Origin of the sequence: Streptomyces sp. NBC_00271, assembly GCF_036178845.1 — a bacterium.
Classification (GTDB): domain Bacteria; phylum Actinomycetota; class Actinomycetes; order Streptomycetales; family Streptomycetaceae; genus Streptomyces.
In genome coordinates this window covers 7,932,791-7,948,903 of the sequence record NZ_CP108070.1, presented here as the reverse complement: position 1 = coordinate 7,948,903, position 16,113 = coordinate 7,932,791, and the positions used below count along the sequence as shown (strand labels likewise).

The window sequence follows — 16,113 nt, the reverse complement described above, 5'->3', positions numbered from 1 at the left end:
CCGAGGTACCTTGCCTGCAGGCCGGTGGGGGCCGGTCGCGCAGTTCCCCGCGCCCCTCGGACGGGGCTACGCCCCGAAACCCCACCCGCCCGAAGTGCCTTGCCTGCGGGCCCGTGGGGCTGAGCGCGCAGTTCCCCGCGCCCCTAAAAGCCCGGCCCCGGCCCACGCCATCCAGCCGGTCCGGCGTTTGAGGACCAGGCCGAAGGCCGATACCCCACCCACCCCGCTCAACCCACCCACCCCGGACCCACACCACCCAGCCCGTCCGGCGTTTGAGGACGAGGCCGTTCAGGCCGATAGCGGGGGTCTGGGGGCGCAGCCTCCGGGGATGGGACGGGTAGGGGCGGCGGGGGCGAGGACAAAAGGGCGGGGCCGTGTCGGTGGGGCGTGTCAGGATGGGCGGCGTGGCACAGACATCCGGTACGCCGTTCATCGGCCGGGACGACGAACTCGCGCGGCTCACCGGCGTGCTGGACCGCGCCCGCGCAGGCACCCCCCGCGCCGTCGTCCTCTCCGGAGACGCCGGCGTCGGCAAGACCCGCGTCCTGACGGAGGCCGCCGCACACGCCACGCGCACCGGCATGACGGTGCTCACCGGCCACTGCGTGGACCTCGGCGACGTGGGCCTGCCCTATCTGCCGTTCACGGAGATCCTCGGCGTGCTCGGCGGAGACGAGCGGTTCGCCGCCGCCCTCGCGGCCCACCCGGCGGTCGACCGCCTGCTGGGCTCCGGCAGCGGGACGGACACGGACTCCGGCAGCCGACTGCGACTCTTCGAGGGCGTGGCCGGCCTGCTGGCGGACGCCGCCGACATCACCCCCCTCCTCCTGGTCCTCGAAGACCTCCACTGGGCGGACCAGTCGTCGAGGGACCTCCTGCGCTTCCTCCTCAGCCGAGGCGTCCTGCAGAATCCGACCCCCGGCTCCCCCACCCACCACCTCGCCCTCTTCGCCTCGTACCGCTCGGACGACCTGCACCGCCGCCACCCCCTGCGCCCCCTGCTCGCCGAACTGGCCCGGCTGCCCTCCGTGGACCGGCTCGAACTGCGCCCCATGGCCGACGCCGAAGTGGCCCGCCTCGTGCGCGCCCTGCGCACGGACGCCCTCTCCGACACCACCGTCCGCCGCATCGTCGACCGCGCCGAGGGCAACGCCTTCTACGCGGAGGAGCTGCTCGCCGCGCTCCCGGGCGACCTCGACCCGGCGGCGCCCGCCATGCCGAGCGGCCTCGCCGACCTCCTCCTCATCCGGATCGAGCAACTCTCCGACACCGCCCAGCAGGTACTGCGCACGGCCGCGGTCGCCGGGCGGCGCGTCGAGCACGACCTGCTTCGTGACGCCGTACAACTGCCGGAGGACGAGCTGGAGTCGGCGCTGCGGGAGGCCGTAGGACGGCAGCTGCTGGTCCCCGGCGACGACGCCACGTACTCCTTCCGGCACGCCCTCGCCCGTGAGGCCGTCTACACCGATCTGCTGCCCGGCGAGCGGGTCCGGCTGCACGGCGCGTTCGCCAAACTCCTCGCCGGTCGCGGTCACACGGCGAAGAGCGCGGCCGAGCGCGCCCACCACTCGCGGGAGAGCCACGATCTCGCGGACGCGCTGACCGCCTCACTGGAAGCCGCCGACCACGCCCAGCGGGTCGGCGCGCCCGCCGAGGAGCTGCACCACGTGGAGGCCGCGCTCGAACTGTGGCCCGCCGTGGACCCCGGCGCCCGCCCCCGCACCGGCGACCCGGTCACGCTCACCCTGCGCGCCTCCGCCGCCGCCGCGCACGCCGGGGAGACCCACCGGGCGGTCTCCCTCACCCGCGCCGCACTCGCCAGGGCGGGGTCGGACGCGGACTCGGAGCTCGCCGCCCGCGTCCGCTACACCCTCGCGGGCAATCTGATGCGCGTCGACAGTCTGAAGGCCGCCTTCACCTACAGCAGCGAGGCACTGGCCATGATCCCGGCCGAGCCCCCGTCGCACACCTGGGTGTGGGCGGCGGCCACCCATGTCATGGCCGCGCGGTACATGGGCCACGACGAGGACGCGGAGCGCGTCGCCCGGCAGGCGCTGCGCACCGCCGAGGAGCTCCGACTCGCCGACGCCCAGGCCGACTTGATCATCTCCCTGGTCGGTCTGGAGGACCACAACCGGCGTACGGCCGAGGGCCGGGAGCGGCTTCGGCAGGCCCGTGACCTGGCCCGGCACGCCGGCAATGTCTCCATCGAGATGCGCGCCCTGTTCAACCTCGCCATCGGGGCCTACGAATCCGGGGCCCTGGACGAGTGCCTGACCTGGCTCGCCGAGGGACTCGAGTGGGCGAACCGCTCCGGCCTCGTCTCCTCCCCGTACGCGCTGGAGCTGCGCTACCTGCAGTCCCTGATCCTCTACACCCTGGGCCGCTGGGACGAGTGCGCGCGGGCGGCCGCCGTCGATGCCGAACGGCTGCCACCGGCCGGCGGCTTCGCCGTCGGGCCCGCGTTGTACGTCGCCCTGGCGCGCGGCGAGGAAGGAGCCGCCGAGCGGGCCCACGCGCTGCTCGACGGACCCTTCGACTGGATGGCCACGCTCGTGGCGGGCATCGTGCTGACCGACGCCGCCGCCCTGCGCGGCGACCCCGAGGGCGCCGTGACCTCCGTGCGGACGACACTCGCGGCACTCAGCGAAGGCTCCGGCAGCGGGCGGCCCGACATCGGTGTGCGGCTCGCGGCGCTGGCTCTGTCGGCGGTCGCGGACGCCGCCGTCGAGCTGCGTCTGACCGGCGGCGGGGCGGGCGCCCGGCACTGGGCGGACCTCGCGACCGAGCTGGTGGAGGTGGCCCGGCGCACGGCCGCGAAGGGGGAGGACGGCACGCGGCAGGGACCGGAGGGGCTGGCCTGGCTCGCCCGCGCCGAGGCGGAGTGGCTGCGCGCGCACTCGGGTCCCGAGGTGGCCGCCTGGGAGAAGGCGGTCGCCGCGTTCGACTACGGCGATCCCTATGAACTGGCCCGCTGCGAAAGACGGTTGGCCGAGGCGCTGCTCGTGGCGGACCGTCGGGAAGAGGCCGCCGAGCGGGCCCGCGCGGCGCGCGACACCGCCGACCGGCTCGGCGCCGTACCGCTGCGCGAGGAGCTGGACACCCTGATCCGGCGCGGTCGGCTCGCCGACTCACCGTCCGCCGCGGACCGTGTCCCGGCGCTGACCGCCCGCGAGAGCGATGTCCTGAGGCTGCTGGCGCGCGGCCGCACCAACCGTCAGATCGGTGAGGAGCTGTTCATCACGGGCAAGACGGCGAGCGTGCACGTCTCCAACATCCTCGCCAAGCTGGGCGCCTCGGGCCGTACCGAGGCCGTGGCCATCGCCTACCGGGAGGGGCTGGTCGAGCCGCCCCGGGACTCCCGCGCCTGACTGACCCCGCACATGGCCGGGGCCCGGTCACCTCAGGTGACCGGGCCCCGGCCCGCGTACTGCGCCCGCGTACCGCGAGAGGGTCAGACGAGGTTCACCGAGCGCGCCGAGGTGGCGCCGATCTCCTCGGCCACATCGCTCAGCACGTTCTGCGAGACCGTGTCGTCGACGGTGAGGACCGCTAGGGCCTCGCCGCCCGCGGCGGCACGCGCGACCTGCATGCCGGCGATGTTGATGCCCGCCTCGCCGAGGATGCGGCCGACGGTGCCGACGACACCGGGACGGTCCTCGTAGCTCAGCACGACCATGTGGGCGGCGAGCGCGAGGTCCACGTCGTACTCGCCGACGGCGACGATCTTCTGCAGGTGCTTGGGGCCGGCCAGCGTGCCGGAGACCGAGATCTCCTGGCCGTCGCCGAGCGTGCCGCGCACGGTGACCACGTTGCGGTGGTCGGGGGACTCCGAGCTCGTGGTCAGACGGACCTCGACGCCGCGCTCCTGCGCGAACAGCGGGGCGTTGACGTAGGACACCGTCTCGTCGACGACGTCCTCGAACACACCCTTGAGCGCGGAGAGTTCGAGCACCTTGACGTCGTGCTGGGTGATCTCGCCGTACACCTCGACGTCGAGGCGGACCGCGACCTCGCCCGCGAGGGCGGTGAAGATGCGGCCGAGCTTCTCGGCGAGCGGCAGACCGGGCTTGACGTCCTCGGCGATGACACCGCCCTGCACGTTCACCGCGTCCGGGACGAGCTCACCGGCGAGCGCAAGGCGCACCGAGCGGGCGACGGAGACGCCGGCCTTCTCCTGCGCCTCGTCCGTGGAGGCGCCGAGGTGCGGGGTGCAGACGACCTGGTCGAGCTCGAAGAGCGGGGAGTCCGTGCAGGGCTCCTTCGCGTACACGTCGAGGCCGGCGCCGGCGACGCGGCCCTCCTTGAGCGCCGAGAACAGCGCCTCCTCGTCGACGATCCCGCCGCGCGCGGCGTTGACGATCCGCACCGACGGCTTGACCTTGTGCAGCGCCTCGTCGCCGATGAGACCGACCGTCTCGGGGGTCTTGGGCAGGTGCACGGTGATGAAGTCCGAGACCTCGAGCAGCTCGTCGAGGGAGAGGACCTTGACGCCCATCTGCGCGGCCCGGGCAGGCTGGACGTAGGGGTCGTAGGCGACGACCTTCATGCCGAACGCGGACATGCGCTGGGCGACCAGCGCGCCGATGCGGCCGAGGCCGACGACACCGAGGGTCTTCTCGGCGAGCTCGACTCCGGTGTACTTCGAGCGCTTCCACTCGCCGTTCTTCAGCGCAGAGTTGGCCTGCGGGATGTGGCGCGCGGTGGCGAGGAGGAGGCCGCAGGCCAGCTCGGCCGCGGTCACGATGTTCGAGGTGGGGGCGTTGACGACCATCACGCCGGCCTTGGTGGCGGCGGAGACGTCGACGTTGTCCAGGCCGACGCCGGCTCGTGCGACGACCTTGAGCTTCTTCGCGGCGGCGACGGCCTCCGCGTCGACCTTGGTGGCCGAACGGATCAGGATCGCGTCGACGTCGGCGATCGCGGGCAGCAGCTCGGCGCGGTCCGCGCCGTTCGCGTGCCGGATCTCGAAGTCCGGGCCCAGGGCGTCGACGGTCGCGGGCGACAGCTCTTCAGCGATGAGTACGACAGGTTTCGAGCTCACGTGAGTCCTCACAGGTCCAATGCGGACGGCCGTCCCGACGGCCGCATGCGGTGGAGGGTTGTAACGGCCCCGGGGAAGTGTAGGTGCGTTCCCGCGTCGTTCGGTGCGGCGACAGTGCGTGCCGGGCGGCGTGGGGGCGTGCCTACATTTCTTCGGGGTCGCTCGAGCCGCGTGGAAGACGCACGACGCTGTGGGCCTGACGCGTATGTTGTGCAGCAGTGTAGTGCCGCTACGGGGGCCTTCTTGCGCCTCCGTGGAAGGATCACCCGTCCGTGGCTGGACGGGGTGGACAACGTCGCGCTCGCGGGCGTTACCCAGGGTTGGCCGAAGGGGCCGGAGCGGATGCTCCGGCCCCTTCGGCCGTACGGCTTACGCCTCGTCGTTGACCCACGACATGAGCTTCCGGAGCTCCTTGCCGGTGGTCTCCAGGAGGCTGTTCTCGTCCTGCGTCTTGTACTCGTTGTACTTCTTCAGGCCGGAGTGGTACTCCTCCATCCAGTTCTTGGCGAAGGTGCCGTCCTGGATCTCCGCGAGGACCTTCTTCATCTCGGCCTTGGTGGCGTCCGTGATGATCCGCGGGCCGGTGACGTAGTCGCCCCACTCGGCGGTCTCGGAGACCGACCAGCGCATCTTCTCCAGGCCGCCCTCGTACATGAGGTCGACGATGAGCTTCAGCTCGTGGAGGCACTCGAAGTACGCGATCTCCGGCTGGTAGCCGGCCTCGGTCAGCGTCTCGAAGCCCGCCTTGACCAGCGCCGCGGTGCCACCGCAGAGAACGGCCTGCTCACCGAACAGGTCGGTCTCGGTCTCCTCCGTGAAGGTCGTCTTGATGACGCCCGCGCGGGTGCCTCCGATGCCCTTGGCGTAGGACAGGGCGAGCGGGAAGGCGCTGCCCGTGGAGTCCTGCTCGACGGCCGCGATGCAGGGAACGCCGCGACCCTCCTCGTACTGGCGGCGCACCAGGTGGCCCGGGCCCTTGGGGGCGACCATGGCGACGTCGACACCGGCCGGGGGCTTGATGAAGCCGAAGCGGATGTTCAGACCGTGGCCGAAGAACAGCGCGTCGCCGTCCTTCAGGTTGTCCTTGATGGACTCCTCGTAGACCTGGGCCTGGATCGGGTCCGGCACCAGGATCATGATGACGTCGGCCTCGGCCGCGGCCTCCGACGGCGTCACCACGCGCAGGCCCTGCTCCTCGGCCTTGGCCTTGGACTTGGAGCCCTCGTGCAGACCGACGCGGACGTCGACACCCGAGTCGCGCAGCGACAGCGCGTGGGCGTGGCCCTGGCTGCCGTAGCCGATGACCGCGACCTTGCGGCCCTGGATGATGGACAGGTCGGCGTCGTCGTCATAGAACAGCTCGGCCACTGGGGTTCTCCTTGGTGTGCGGTGTTGCGTCCCACCGTACGGCGGGCGGGGGAAGGGAAGTTTTCGGGTCTCGGTATACGGGCGGTCGGTGATCGCCGACCGCCCCTACCAAGGATCAGGCTGATCGGTCGAGCGCGCGCAGCGAGCGGTCCGTGATCGAACGCGCCCCGCGTCCGATCGCGATCGTGCCGGACTGGACGAGCTCCTTGATGCCGAACGGCTCCAGCATCTTGAGCATGGCCTCCAGCTTGTCGCTGCCGCCGGTGGCCTCGATGGTGACGGCCTCCGGAGAGACGTCCACGGTCTTGGCGCGGAACAGCTGGACGATCTCGACGATCTGGGAGCGCGTCTCGTTGTCGGCGCGCACCTTCACCAGAACGAGTTCGCGCTGCACCGCCGAGCCGGGTTCCAGTTCGACGATCTTCAGCACGTTGACGAGCTTGTTGAGCTGCTTGGTGACCTGTTCGAGCGGCAGCGCCTCGATCACGTTCACCACGATGGTGATGCGCGAGATGTCGGGGTGCTCGGTGACACCGACGGCGAGCGAGTCGATGTTGAAGCCGCGGCGGGAGAACAGGGCGGTGATCCGGGCGAGGACACCCGGCTTGTTCTCGACGAGGACGGAGAGGGTGTGCTTGGTGCTCATGGTGGTGGACTCGGCTCTCTCTCGGTCTCAGTCGTCTTCGTTGTCGCCGAAGTCGGGGCGGACGTCCCGGGCGGCCATGATCTCGTCGTTCGAGGTGCCGGCGGCGACCATCGGCCACACCATGGCGTCCTCGTGCACGATGAAGTCGACCACGACGGGGCGGTCGTTGATCGAGTTCGCCTCCGCGATGACCTTGTCGAGGTCCTCGGGGGACTCGCAGCGGATCGCGTAGCAGCCCATGGCCTCCGACAGCTTCACGAAGTCGGGGACGCGGGTGCCGGCGCTCGGCTGCTTGCCGTCCGCGTCCGGGCCGGAGTGCAGCACGGTGTTGGAGTAGCGCTGGTTGTAGAAGAGGGTCTGCCACTGGCGGACCATCCCGAGGGCGCCGTTGTTGATGATGGCGACCTTGATCGGGATGTTGTTCAGGGCGCAGGTGGTGAGCTCCTGATTGGTCATCTGGAAGCAGCCGTCACCGTCGATCGCCCAGACCGTCCTGCCCGGCTGACCGGCCTTGGCGCCCATCGCGGCCGGGACCGCGTAGCCCATCGTTCCGGCGCCGCCGGAGTTCAGCCAGGTCGCGGGCTGCTCGTACTGGACGTAGTGCGCGGCCCACATCTGGTGCTGGCCGACGCCCGCCGCGAAGATGGTGCCCTCGGGGGCGAGCTGTCCGATGCGCTCGATGACCTGCTGCGGGGACAGGGAGCCGTTGTCCGGCTGCTCGTAGCCCAGCGGGTAGGTCTCGCGCCAGCGGCTGAGGTCCTTCCACCAGGCGGCGTAGTCGCCGGCGTGGCCCTCGCTGTGCTCCTTCTGCACGGCCTGGACCAGGTCGGCGATGACCTCGCGGGCGTCACCGACGATCGGCACGTCCGCGGCGCGGTTCTTGCCGATCTCGGCCGGGTCGATGTCGGCGTGGACGATCTTGGCGTACGGGGCGAAGCTGTCCAGCTTGCCGGTGACGCGGTCGTCGAAGCGGGCTCCGAGGGCGACGATCAGGTCGGCCTTCTGCAGCGCGGTGACGGCGGTGACCGCACCGTGCATGCCCGGCATTCCCACGTGCAGCGGGTGGCTGTCGGGGAATGCGCCGAGCGCCATCAGGGTGGTGGTGACGGGCGCTCCGGTGAGTTCTGCGAGGACCTTCAGCTCGGCGGTGGCCTTGGCCTTGAGGACGCCGCCGCCGACGTAGAGGACGGGCCGCTTGGCCTGGGTGATCAGCTTGGCGGCCTCGCGGATCTGCTTGGCGTGCGGCTTGGTCACCGGGCGGTAGCCGGGCAGGTCCTGGGTGGGCGGCCACTGGAAGACGGTCTGCGCCTGGAGGGCGTCCTTGGCGATGTCGACGAGGACGGGACCCGGGCGGCCGGTGGAGGCGATGTGGAAGGCCTCCGCGATCGTCCTCGGGATGTCCTCGGCCTTGGTCACCAGGAAGTTGTGCTTGGTGATCGGCATGGTGATGCCGACGATGTCCGCCTCCTGGAAGGCGTCCGTGCCGATCGCCTTGGACGCGACCTGCCCGGTGATCGCCACGAGCGGCACCGAGTCCATGTGCGCGTCCGCGATCGGCGTCACCAGGTTGGTGGCACCCGGGCCGCTGGTCGCCATGCAGACGCCGACCTTGCCGGTGGCCTGCGCGTAACCGGTGGCCGCGTGACCCGCGCCCTGCTCGTGCCGCACGAGCACGTGCCGCACACGCGTGGAGTCCATCAGCGGGTCGTACGCCGGAAGGATCGCGCCGCCGGGAATGCCGAATACCGTCTCGGCCCCGACCTCCTCAAGCGAGCGGATGAGGGACTGCGCTCCCGTGACGTGCTCGGGGGCGGACTGCTGTCCTCCGGAACGGGGCCGCGGCTGCGGGTGATGGGCCCCGGTGGCCTGCTCGGTCATCGGCATTCTCTTCTCGATGCTGAGGGTTTTTGCGAGTTTTGTGCGGTGTACGACTGGTGCCTGTGCAACAAAAAACCCCTCGTGCCGTGAGGCAAGCGAGGGGAGCGCGCCGGGTGCGGTCGCTGGGTGTTCCGGGTCCGTCCGGTGGCCACCAGCTTCAGCCGACGCGCTTTCCAAGTACGAGAATTCGGGTGCGCATGGCATTGACCCTCCCCCCGGCACGCACTGACTGTCAAGTGGGTGGGACGGGAGTCTCATTATGTGAGCGGAGGGCCGTACCGCCTCCGAAGACTGCGGGCACACCACTCGTATACACCCCCGCGCCGCCGCCCGCGAACGCGGGCTCGGCCGGGCCGTGCGGCACCGGATAGTGGCCGCAGGACAGCGCTCTGCGCAGCCGGTACTCGTCGAGCGGGCCGGAGAAGGCCATGCCCTGTCCGTGCGTGCAGCCCATCGCGCGCAGGGCGACGACCTGCTCGGGCAGGTCCACACCGTCGGCCACGGACTGCAGCCCGAGGTCGGTGGCGATCCGCAGCAGCCCGCTGGTGATCTTGTGCAGCCGGGCGGACTCGACGACACCCTCGACGAGGCCCCGGTCGAGCTTCAGTACGTCGACGGGCAGCCTTCTGAGCGTCGTGATGGCCGCGTAACCACTGCCGAATCCGTCCAGGGCGATCCGGATGCCGAGCCGCCGCAGCGTGTTCAGCCGCCGCTCCAGCTCGTCCAGGGAGACCCGGGGGTCGGTGTCGGCCAGCTCGACGATCAGGGAGCCGGAGGCGAGCCCGTGCCGGGTCAGCAGGGCCTCCACGGAGCCGAGAGGCATCGAGCGGTCCAGCAGGCGCCGGGCGCTCATCCGCACGGCGACGGGCACCGTGACACCCGCGGCGGCCCGCTCGGCGGCCTGCTCGACGGCTTCCTCGAGCATCCATCGGCCCAGCTCGGCGGTCTTGTCGCTGTCCTCGGCGACGCGCAGGAACTCCGCCGGCGTGAAGAGCACCCCTTGGGAGGAACGCCAGCGGGCCTGGGCGGTGACCGTCACGATCCGGCCATTGCCGAGGCAGACGACGGGCTGGTGGAGCAGTGCGAACTCGCCGTCCTGGAGTGCGGAGCGCAGCCGGGTGGCCAGCTCCGCCTTCCGTACGACGTCCTGCTGCATCTGGGGCGCGTACAGCTCGACGCGGCCCTTTCCGGCCGCCTTGGCCCGGTACATCGCGAGGTCGGCGTTGCGCAGCAACTCGCCCGCCCCCAGGCCCGGTTCGGCGAAGCCGACGCCGATGGACGCGGCGACGCGGACATCGTTGCCGCCGATGGCGTACGGCTGGGAGAGCTTGATCCGCAGCCGGTCGGCGAGCTCCAGGATCTGCTGTTCGCGCGCGTTCCGGTCGCGGCTGCCGTCGCCCACGATGAGCGCCGCGAACTCGTCGCCGCCGAGGCGGGCGGCGGTGTCGCCCTGCCGCACCGAGTCCTGGAGTCTGCGGGCGGCCTGGACGAGGAGCTCATCGCCGGCCTGGTGCCCGATCGTGTCGTTGACGGCCTTGAAGCCGTCGAGGTCGATGAAGAGGACGGCCGTGCCGCGCAGCGCGGCGCCGCGGTCGGTGGAGCGACGGCCGGACAGGGCCTGCTGGACGCGCCGGGTGAACAGCGCGCGGTTGGGCAGGTCGGTGAGCGGATCGTGTTCGGCGTTGTGCTGGAGCTGCGCCTGGAGCCGGACCCGCTCGGTCACGTCACGGCTGTTGAAGATGAGGCCGCCGTGGTGTCGGTTGACGGTGGACTCCACATTGAGCCAACCGTCGTCGCCGGACTTGAAGCGGCACTCGATGCGGGTGGTGGGCTCCTCCAGGTGGCTGGCGGCCAGGAAGCGGCGCACCTCGTGCATCACGCAGCCGAGGTCCTCGGGGTGGATGAGGGAGGCGAGCTCGGAGCCGACGAGGTCCTCGGCGTTGCGGCCGTAGACCCCGGCGGCGGCCGGGCTGACGTACCGCAGGATGCCGTTCGGTGCGGCGATCATGATGACGTCGCTGGAGCCCTGCACCAGGGAGCGGAAGTGGTTCTCCTGCTGGGCCAGCTCCTGGGTGAGGGTGATGTTGTCGAGCAGCATGATGCCCTGGCGCACCACGAGGGCGAGTACGACGAGGCCGGCCGTGATGAGCACGACGCGGTCGACGCTGCGGCCGTTCAGGACGTTGTAGAGAATGCCCAGCGTGCACACGGCGGCGGCCAGGTAGGGCGTGAGTGCGGCCAGCGATCCGGCGATCGGACGGGTGATCGGGTACCGGTTGTGGCCACCGTCCTGAGGCCCCTGAGGCCCCTGAGGCCCCTGAGGCCCTTGAGGCCCTTGAGATCCCTGGGTGATCCCCGGTCCGCCCTGGCGGGGCCCCGGGATGTGCTCGTGCGCCACGCGCGCGTGCCCGTCCCTACGGGGCTCCTCCGTGCTGTGACCGTCGGCGGTCGACTGCCCGAGCCGGGGACCGACCCACGGGGCGTACGCGAGGAGCAGTGACCCGGCGAACCAGCCCGCGTCGAGGAGCTGCCCGGAGTGGTAGTTGTTGTGCAGGAGGGGCGAGGTGAACAGGGCGTCGCACATCACGGTCAGGGCGAGCGCGCCGATCGCGGTGTTCACCGCCGAGCGGTTCACCGACGAGCGCCTGAAGTGCAGCGCGAGCACCATGCTGACCAGGGCGATGTCCAGCAGCGGGTACGCCAGCGAGAGCGCGGTGTGCGCGACGCTCGGCCCGTCGAACTTCGCCGCCTGGGCGAGCGCGAGGCTCCAGGACAGCGTGAGCAGGGAACCGCCGATCAGCCAGGAGTCGAGCGCCAGGCAGACCCAACCTGCCTTGGTCACGGGCCTCTTGGCTAGCACGAGCAGTCCTACGATGGCGGGCGGAGCGAAACAGAGGAAGAAGAGATCGGCGTAGCTGGGACTCGGGACCTGGCGGTCGAGGACGACCTCGTACCACCCCCACACTCCGTTGCCCAGCGAGGCCATGGTGGAGGAGAGCGCGAACAGCAGCCATGCGGGTCGAAAGCGGCTGCGGCGGCTGCGGGCGTAGAGGAAGCAGGAGACCGCGGCGGTGCCCGCGGCGGCGCTCAGCCCGAAGTCGCCCATGAACAGCGCGAGGCTCGCGGAGCCCCAGCCGAGCGCGGACCCGAAGGCGTAGCCCGCGCACACCAGGGCCAGCACGAGTTGCGGAATCAGGCCCGTTCCACCGCCGTACGACGGCCGACGGGACAGCAGCGCCCCGGGGGAACTCACCGGGCCCACCCGGTCCGGGCGGGGTCCCGCTGGCCCGTGTGCGCTGGGTGCGCATGCCTTCTGCGGCCGCTGTGCCCGCGGTGGTGATGGCCACCGTGACCACCATGGACGCCGTGGCCGCGTCTGCGCGCGGCCGCGCGCCAGGGTCGTCGGCGGCCCCGCCGCGTCGGATCGTTGGTCCATAGGCCGTGCATCGCCCGTCGCCCCCCTCGCAGTCCGAATGTCCATCCCCGGCGCCGAACGGTGCGCGGCGCAGCCCCTGTCGGGACGATACACCAGTCTCGTCACTCAGGGACATAGTGCCTCTACGCTCCGTGACGATCAGAGGCGGCGCGGACACCGCCCGCATTCGCCGGACTGCGGAGGGTGCCCGAAGTCGGCTACGCGCCCGTCGTAAGGAGCACGTTGCCCAGGGGTTCCCGGTTCACGAAACGATTCAACTGCGCGGTCAGAAGCCGCTTGGCGCGCGGCAGGAACGCGGAGGTGGGGCCGCCGACATGGGGGCTGATGAGCACGCCGGGCGCCTGCCACAAGGGATGCCCCTGGGGCAGCGGTTCCGGATCGGTGACGTCGAGGGCCGCGGTGAGGCGCCCGCTGTCCAGCTCGGCGAGGAGCGCCTTGGTGTCGACGACGGGCCCGCGGGCGACGTTCACCAGCAGTGCGCCGTCCTTCATCCGGGCCAGGAACTCGGCGTTCACCAGGCCCCGTGTGCTGTCGGTGAGGGGCGTGGAGAGCACCACGATGTCGGCCTCGGGGAGCAGTGCGGGCAGTTCCGTGAGTGGGTGCACCGGACCGCGCGCCGTGGTGCGCTCGGAGCGCGCGACGCGCGCCACCCGCGCTACCTCGAAGGGCGTGAGCCGGTCCTCGATCGCGGATCCGATCGAGCCGTAACCCACGATCAGTACGGACTTGTCGGCCAGCGCCGGATGGAATCCGGAGTGCCACTCCCCCTTGTCCTGCGCCCGTACGAAGCCGGGGACGCCCCGCAGCGAGGCGAGGATCAGCGTGAGCGCCAGCTCGGCGGTGCTCGCCTCGTGCACTCCGCGTGCGTTGCACAACTGCACGCCCGGGGGCAGGGACCGCACGCTCTGCAGGACGTGGTCGACCCCGGCGGAGAGCGTCTGCACGACGCGCAGGGAGGTCATTTCGGCCAGCGGCCGCTGCCCGACGCCGGGCGCCTTCATATAGGGGACGACGTAGAACTCGCAGTCGGCGGGATCCGCGGGAAACTCCTGGTCGCCGTCCCAGAAGCGGTAGCTCAGGCCCTCGGGGAGGCCCTCGATCTCGTCGGCGTGAAAGGGAAGCCACACATCGGAAGTCATGCTCAGGAGGCTATGCCAGGGGCCCGGTCGCGCAGAGGTTAGGTTGGGGTGCCGGAAGAAGGAGGGGCAGGGCCAGGTGGAGCGCAGGACGATCGGCGCGGCAACGCTCGATGTGGGGGCGATCGGGCTCGGGTGCATGCCGATGAGCTGGGCGTACACCGGTTCGCGACAGCGCGGTGAGGAGTCGCTGCGCGCGGTGCACGCGGCGCTCGACCAGGGGTCGACGCTCCTCGACACGGCCGACATGTACGGGCCCTTCACCAACGAGCTGCTGCTGGGGCGGGTGCTGAAGGAGCGGCGCTCCGAGGCCTTCGTGTCGACGAAGGTGGGGCTGCTGGTGGGCGAGCAGCACATCGTGGCCAATGGGCGCCCCGGCTATGTGAGGCGGGCGTGCGACGCTTCGCTGCGCCGCCTCCAGACCGATGTGATCGACCTGTACCAACTGCACCGCGCGGACCCGGAGGTTCCGGTCGAGGAGACGTGGGGCGCGATGGCCGACCTGGTGTCGGCCGGAAAGGTGCGCTCGCTCGGGCTGTGCGCGGTGGGCGCCCGATCCGCCCGTCGTGCGGGGGCGCGGCTGCACGACGGAACGATCCGGCAACTGGAGCGGGTGCAGCAGGTCTTCCCGGTGAGCGCGGTGGAGGCGGAGCTGTCGGTGTGGTCGACGGAGGCGCTGGACACGCTGCTGCCGTGGTGCGCGGCGCGCGGGGTGGGCTTCCTGGCGGCGATGCCCCTCGGTAACGGCTTCCTGACCGGCACGCTCACCCCCGGCGAGGGGTTCGAACCCGATGACCTGCGCGCCCGCCACCCCCGCTTCACGGCCGAGATGATGGCCGCGAACCAGCCCATCGTCGTCGGGCTGCGGCGCATCGCCCGGCGCCACGGCCTGCTCGGGAACACGGTCACCCCGGCCCAGGTGGCGCTGGCCTGGGTGCTGGCCCAGGGACGGCACGTGGTCCCGGTGCCGGGGACCAAGCGGGAGCGGTGGGTCACGGAGAACGCCGGGGCGGCGGGGCTGCGGCTGACGGCGGAGGACCTGGCGGAGGTGGCGGCGCTGCCGGGGGCGCGGGGGTCCTGGGACTGAGGCCGCCCCGCTCCGGAGGGACCGGGTGTTCCGGTTCGGGAACCCCTGGGACTCGCGCGGTGTATGAACAGTAGGACCGCCGCGTCGAAGGGACCTCTGATCGTGCAACGTCGAGTGATGAAGGCCGTGTTGGCCGCGGCAGCGCTGGTGGTGACGGCCGGCTGTTCCTCCGGTGGCGGAGGAGGGGCGCCGATCGGCGGCCCGATCCCGTCGTCGAGCGGTTCGGGGACAGCGTCGTCGTCCGCCCCGCGGGCCACCGAGACGGCCGCGCCCGCCAAGGGTTCGGTGAAGGTGGTGCGCACCGTCACCGAGGGCCTCAAGTCGCCCTGGGGCCTGGCGCCGCTGCCGGAGGGTGGCCTGCTGGTGTCCTCGCGGGACGAGGGGACGATCACACGGGTCGACGAGAAGACCGGCAAGAAGACCGAACTGGGCCAGGTGCCCGGCGTGGCACCCGCCGGCGAGGGCGGCCTCCTCGGCATCGCGCTCTCCCCCGCGTACGCCTCCGACCACATGATCTACGCGTACTTCACGACGGCCTCGGACAACCGCATCGTCCGCATGCTGTACGACGAGAAGAAGCCGTCCGGGGAGCAGCTCGGGGCGCCGGACACGATCTTCAAGGGCATTCCCAAGGGGATGATCCACAACGGTGGGCGGATCGCCTTCGGTCCCGACCGGATGCTGTACGCGGGGGCGGGCGAGACGGGTGACCGGGGGCAGGCCCAGGACACGAAGGCGCTCGGCGGCAAGATCCTGCGGATGACGCCGGACGGCGACCCGGCGCCCGGCAACCCCTTCGACAACTCGGTGATCTACTCGTACGGGCATCGCAATGTGCAGGGCCTCGCCTGGGACGACAAGCAGCGGCTGTGGGCGTCCGAGTTCGGCCAGGACACCTGGGACGAGCTGAACCAGATCAAGCCGGGCGACAACTACGGCTGGCCGGTGGTCGAGGGCAAGAACGACGACCCGAAGTACCACAACCCGGTCGCCCAGTGGCACACGGACCAGGCCTCCCCGAGCGGTATCGCCTACGCCGAGGGCTCCATCTGGATGGCGGGGCTGCGCGGCCAACGGCTGTGGCGCATCCCGTTGAAGGGCACGGAGGCCGCCGCCGCCCCGCAGGCCTTCCTGAAGGGCGAGTACGGCCGGCTGCGCACGGTGGTCCCGGCGGGCGGCGACAAGCTCTGGCTCGTGACGAACGAGACGGACGGCCGCGGCAGCCCCGGCAAGGGCGACGACAGGATTCTGGAGCTGGAGGTGAAGTAGGCGTCCGGCCTCAGGACTCGTCCGGCTGCGACACGGGTTCCTCCCCCGTGTCGCCCTGCCCGCCCTCCTGCTCCTGGTCCCGCTCCTGCTTGGGCAGCCGTACGACCACCTTGCCGGAGGTCAGGTCTATGGGACCGCGGCCCGGGTCACCGTCGTTCAGGTCCACGCGGCTCAGTTCGAGTCGCTTGCGTTCGTCGTCGGTGTGCTTACGGCCTGGTGCGAAGAGCTCCTCGAACATGTTGAACACGG

10 protein-coding genes are annotated in these 16,113 nt (G+C 71.2%); 3 read left to right on the top strand and 7 right to left on the bottom strand.

Annotated features, from left to right (window positions below; translation table 11 throughout):
* Positions 1–404: 404 nt before the first annotated feature.
* On the top strand, positions 405–3,371 hold the full coding sequence (locus OG798_RS36200; RefSeq protein WP_413253585.1) for a helix-turn-helix transcriptional regulator: 2,967 nt from the start codon (positions 405–407) through the stop codon (positions 3,369–3,371).
* Positions 3,372–3,454: 83 nt separating this feature from the next.
* On the opposite strand, the gene serA is transcribed toward OG798_RS36200, so the two are convergent.
* The 6 genes from serA to OG798_RS36170 form a co-directional block, all read right to left on the bottom strand.
* Positions 3,455–5,044, bottom strand: coding sequence for a phosphoglycerate dehydrogenase (gene serA / locus OG798_RS36195; RefSeq protein WP_267062894.1), 1,590 nt, complete (start codon positions 5,042–5,044; stop codon positions 3,455–3,457).
* A gap of 369 nt (positions 5,045–5,413) precedes the next feature.
* On the bottom strand, positions 5,414–6,412 hold the full coding sequence (gene ilvC / locus OG798_RS36190) for a ketol-acid reductoisomerase (RefSeq protein WP_067370909.1): 999 nt from the start codon (positions 6,410–6,412) through the stop codon (positions 5,414–5,416).
* Between the two features lie 115 nt (positions 6,413–6,527).
* Positions 6,528–7,058, bottom strand: coding sequence for an acetolactate synthase small subunit (gene ilvN / locus OG798_RS36185; protein WP_054234575.1), 531 nt, complete (start codon positions 7,056–7,058; stop codon positions 6,528–6,530).
* A 27-nt stretch (positions 7,059–7,085) separates the two neighbouring features.
* Positions 7,086–8,942, bottom strand: a complete 1,857-nt coding sequence (locus OG798_RS36180) for an acetolactate synthase large subunit (RefSeq protein ID WP_095852462.1) — start codon at positions 8,940–8,942, stop codon at positions 7,086–7,088.
* 226 nt (positions 8,943–9,168) lie between these two features.
* Positions 9,169–12,372 (bottom strand): putative bifunctional diguanylate cyclase/phosphodiesterase, encoded by a 3,204-nt coding sequence (locus OG798_RS36175; RefSeq protein ID WP_443053919.1) that lies wholly within the window; start codon positions 12,370–12,372, stop codon positions 9,169–9,171.
* A 197-nt stretch (positions 12,373–12,569) separates the two neighbouring features.
* Positions 12,570–13,511, bottom strand: a complete 942-nt coding sequence (locus OG798_RS36170; RefSeq protein WP_267062892.1) for a 2-hydroxyacid dehydrogenase — start codon at positions 13,509–13,511, stop codon at positions 12,570–12,572.
* A 76-nt stretch (positions 13,512–13,587) separates the two neighbouring features.
* Here OG798_RS36170 and OG798_RS36165 point away from each other — a divergent pair, with 76 nt between their 5' ends.
* Positions 13,588–14,595 (top strand): aldo/keto reductase, encoded by a 1,008-nt coding sequence (locus tag OG798_RS36165; RefSeq protein ID WP_095852465.1) that lies wholly within the window; start codon positions 13,588–13,590, stop codon positions 14,593–14,595.
* A 117-nt stretch (positions 14,596–14,712) separates the two neighbouring features.
* Positions 14,713–15,864, top strand: a complete 1,152-nt coding sequence (locus OG798_RS36160) for a PQQ-dependent sugar dehydrogenase (protein ID WP_328758311.1) — start codon at positions 14,713–14,715, stop codon at positions 15,862–15,864.
* 10 nt (positions 15,865–15,874) lie between these two features.
* Here OG798_RS36160 and OG798_RS36155 read toward each other — a convergent pair whose 3' ends face one another.
* Complete coding sequence (locus OG798_RS36155) at positions 15,875–16,111, bottom strand: DUF6191 domain-containing protein (RefSeq protein ID WP_095852467.1); 237 nt, start codon at positions 16,109–16,111, stop codon at positions 15,875–15,877.
* Positions 16,112–16,113: the final 2 nt, after the last annotated feature.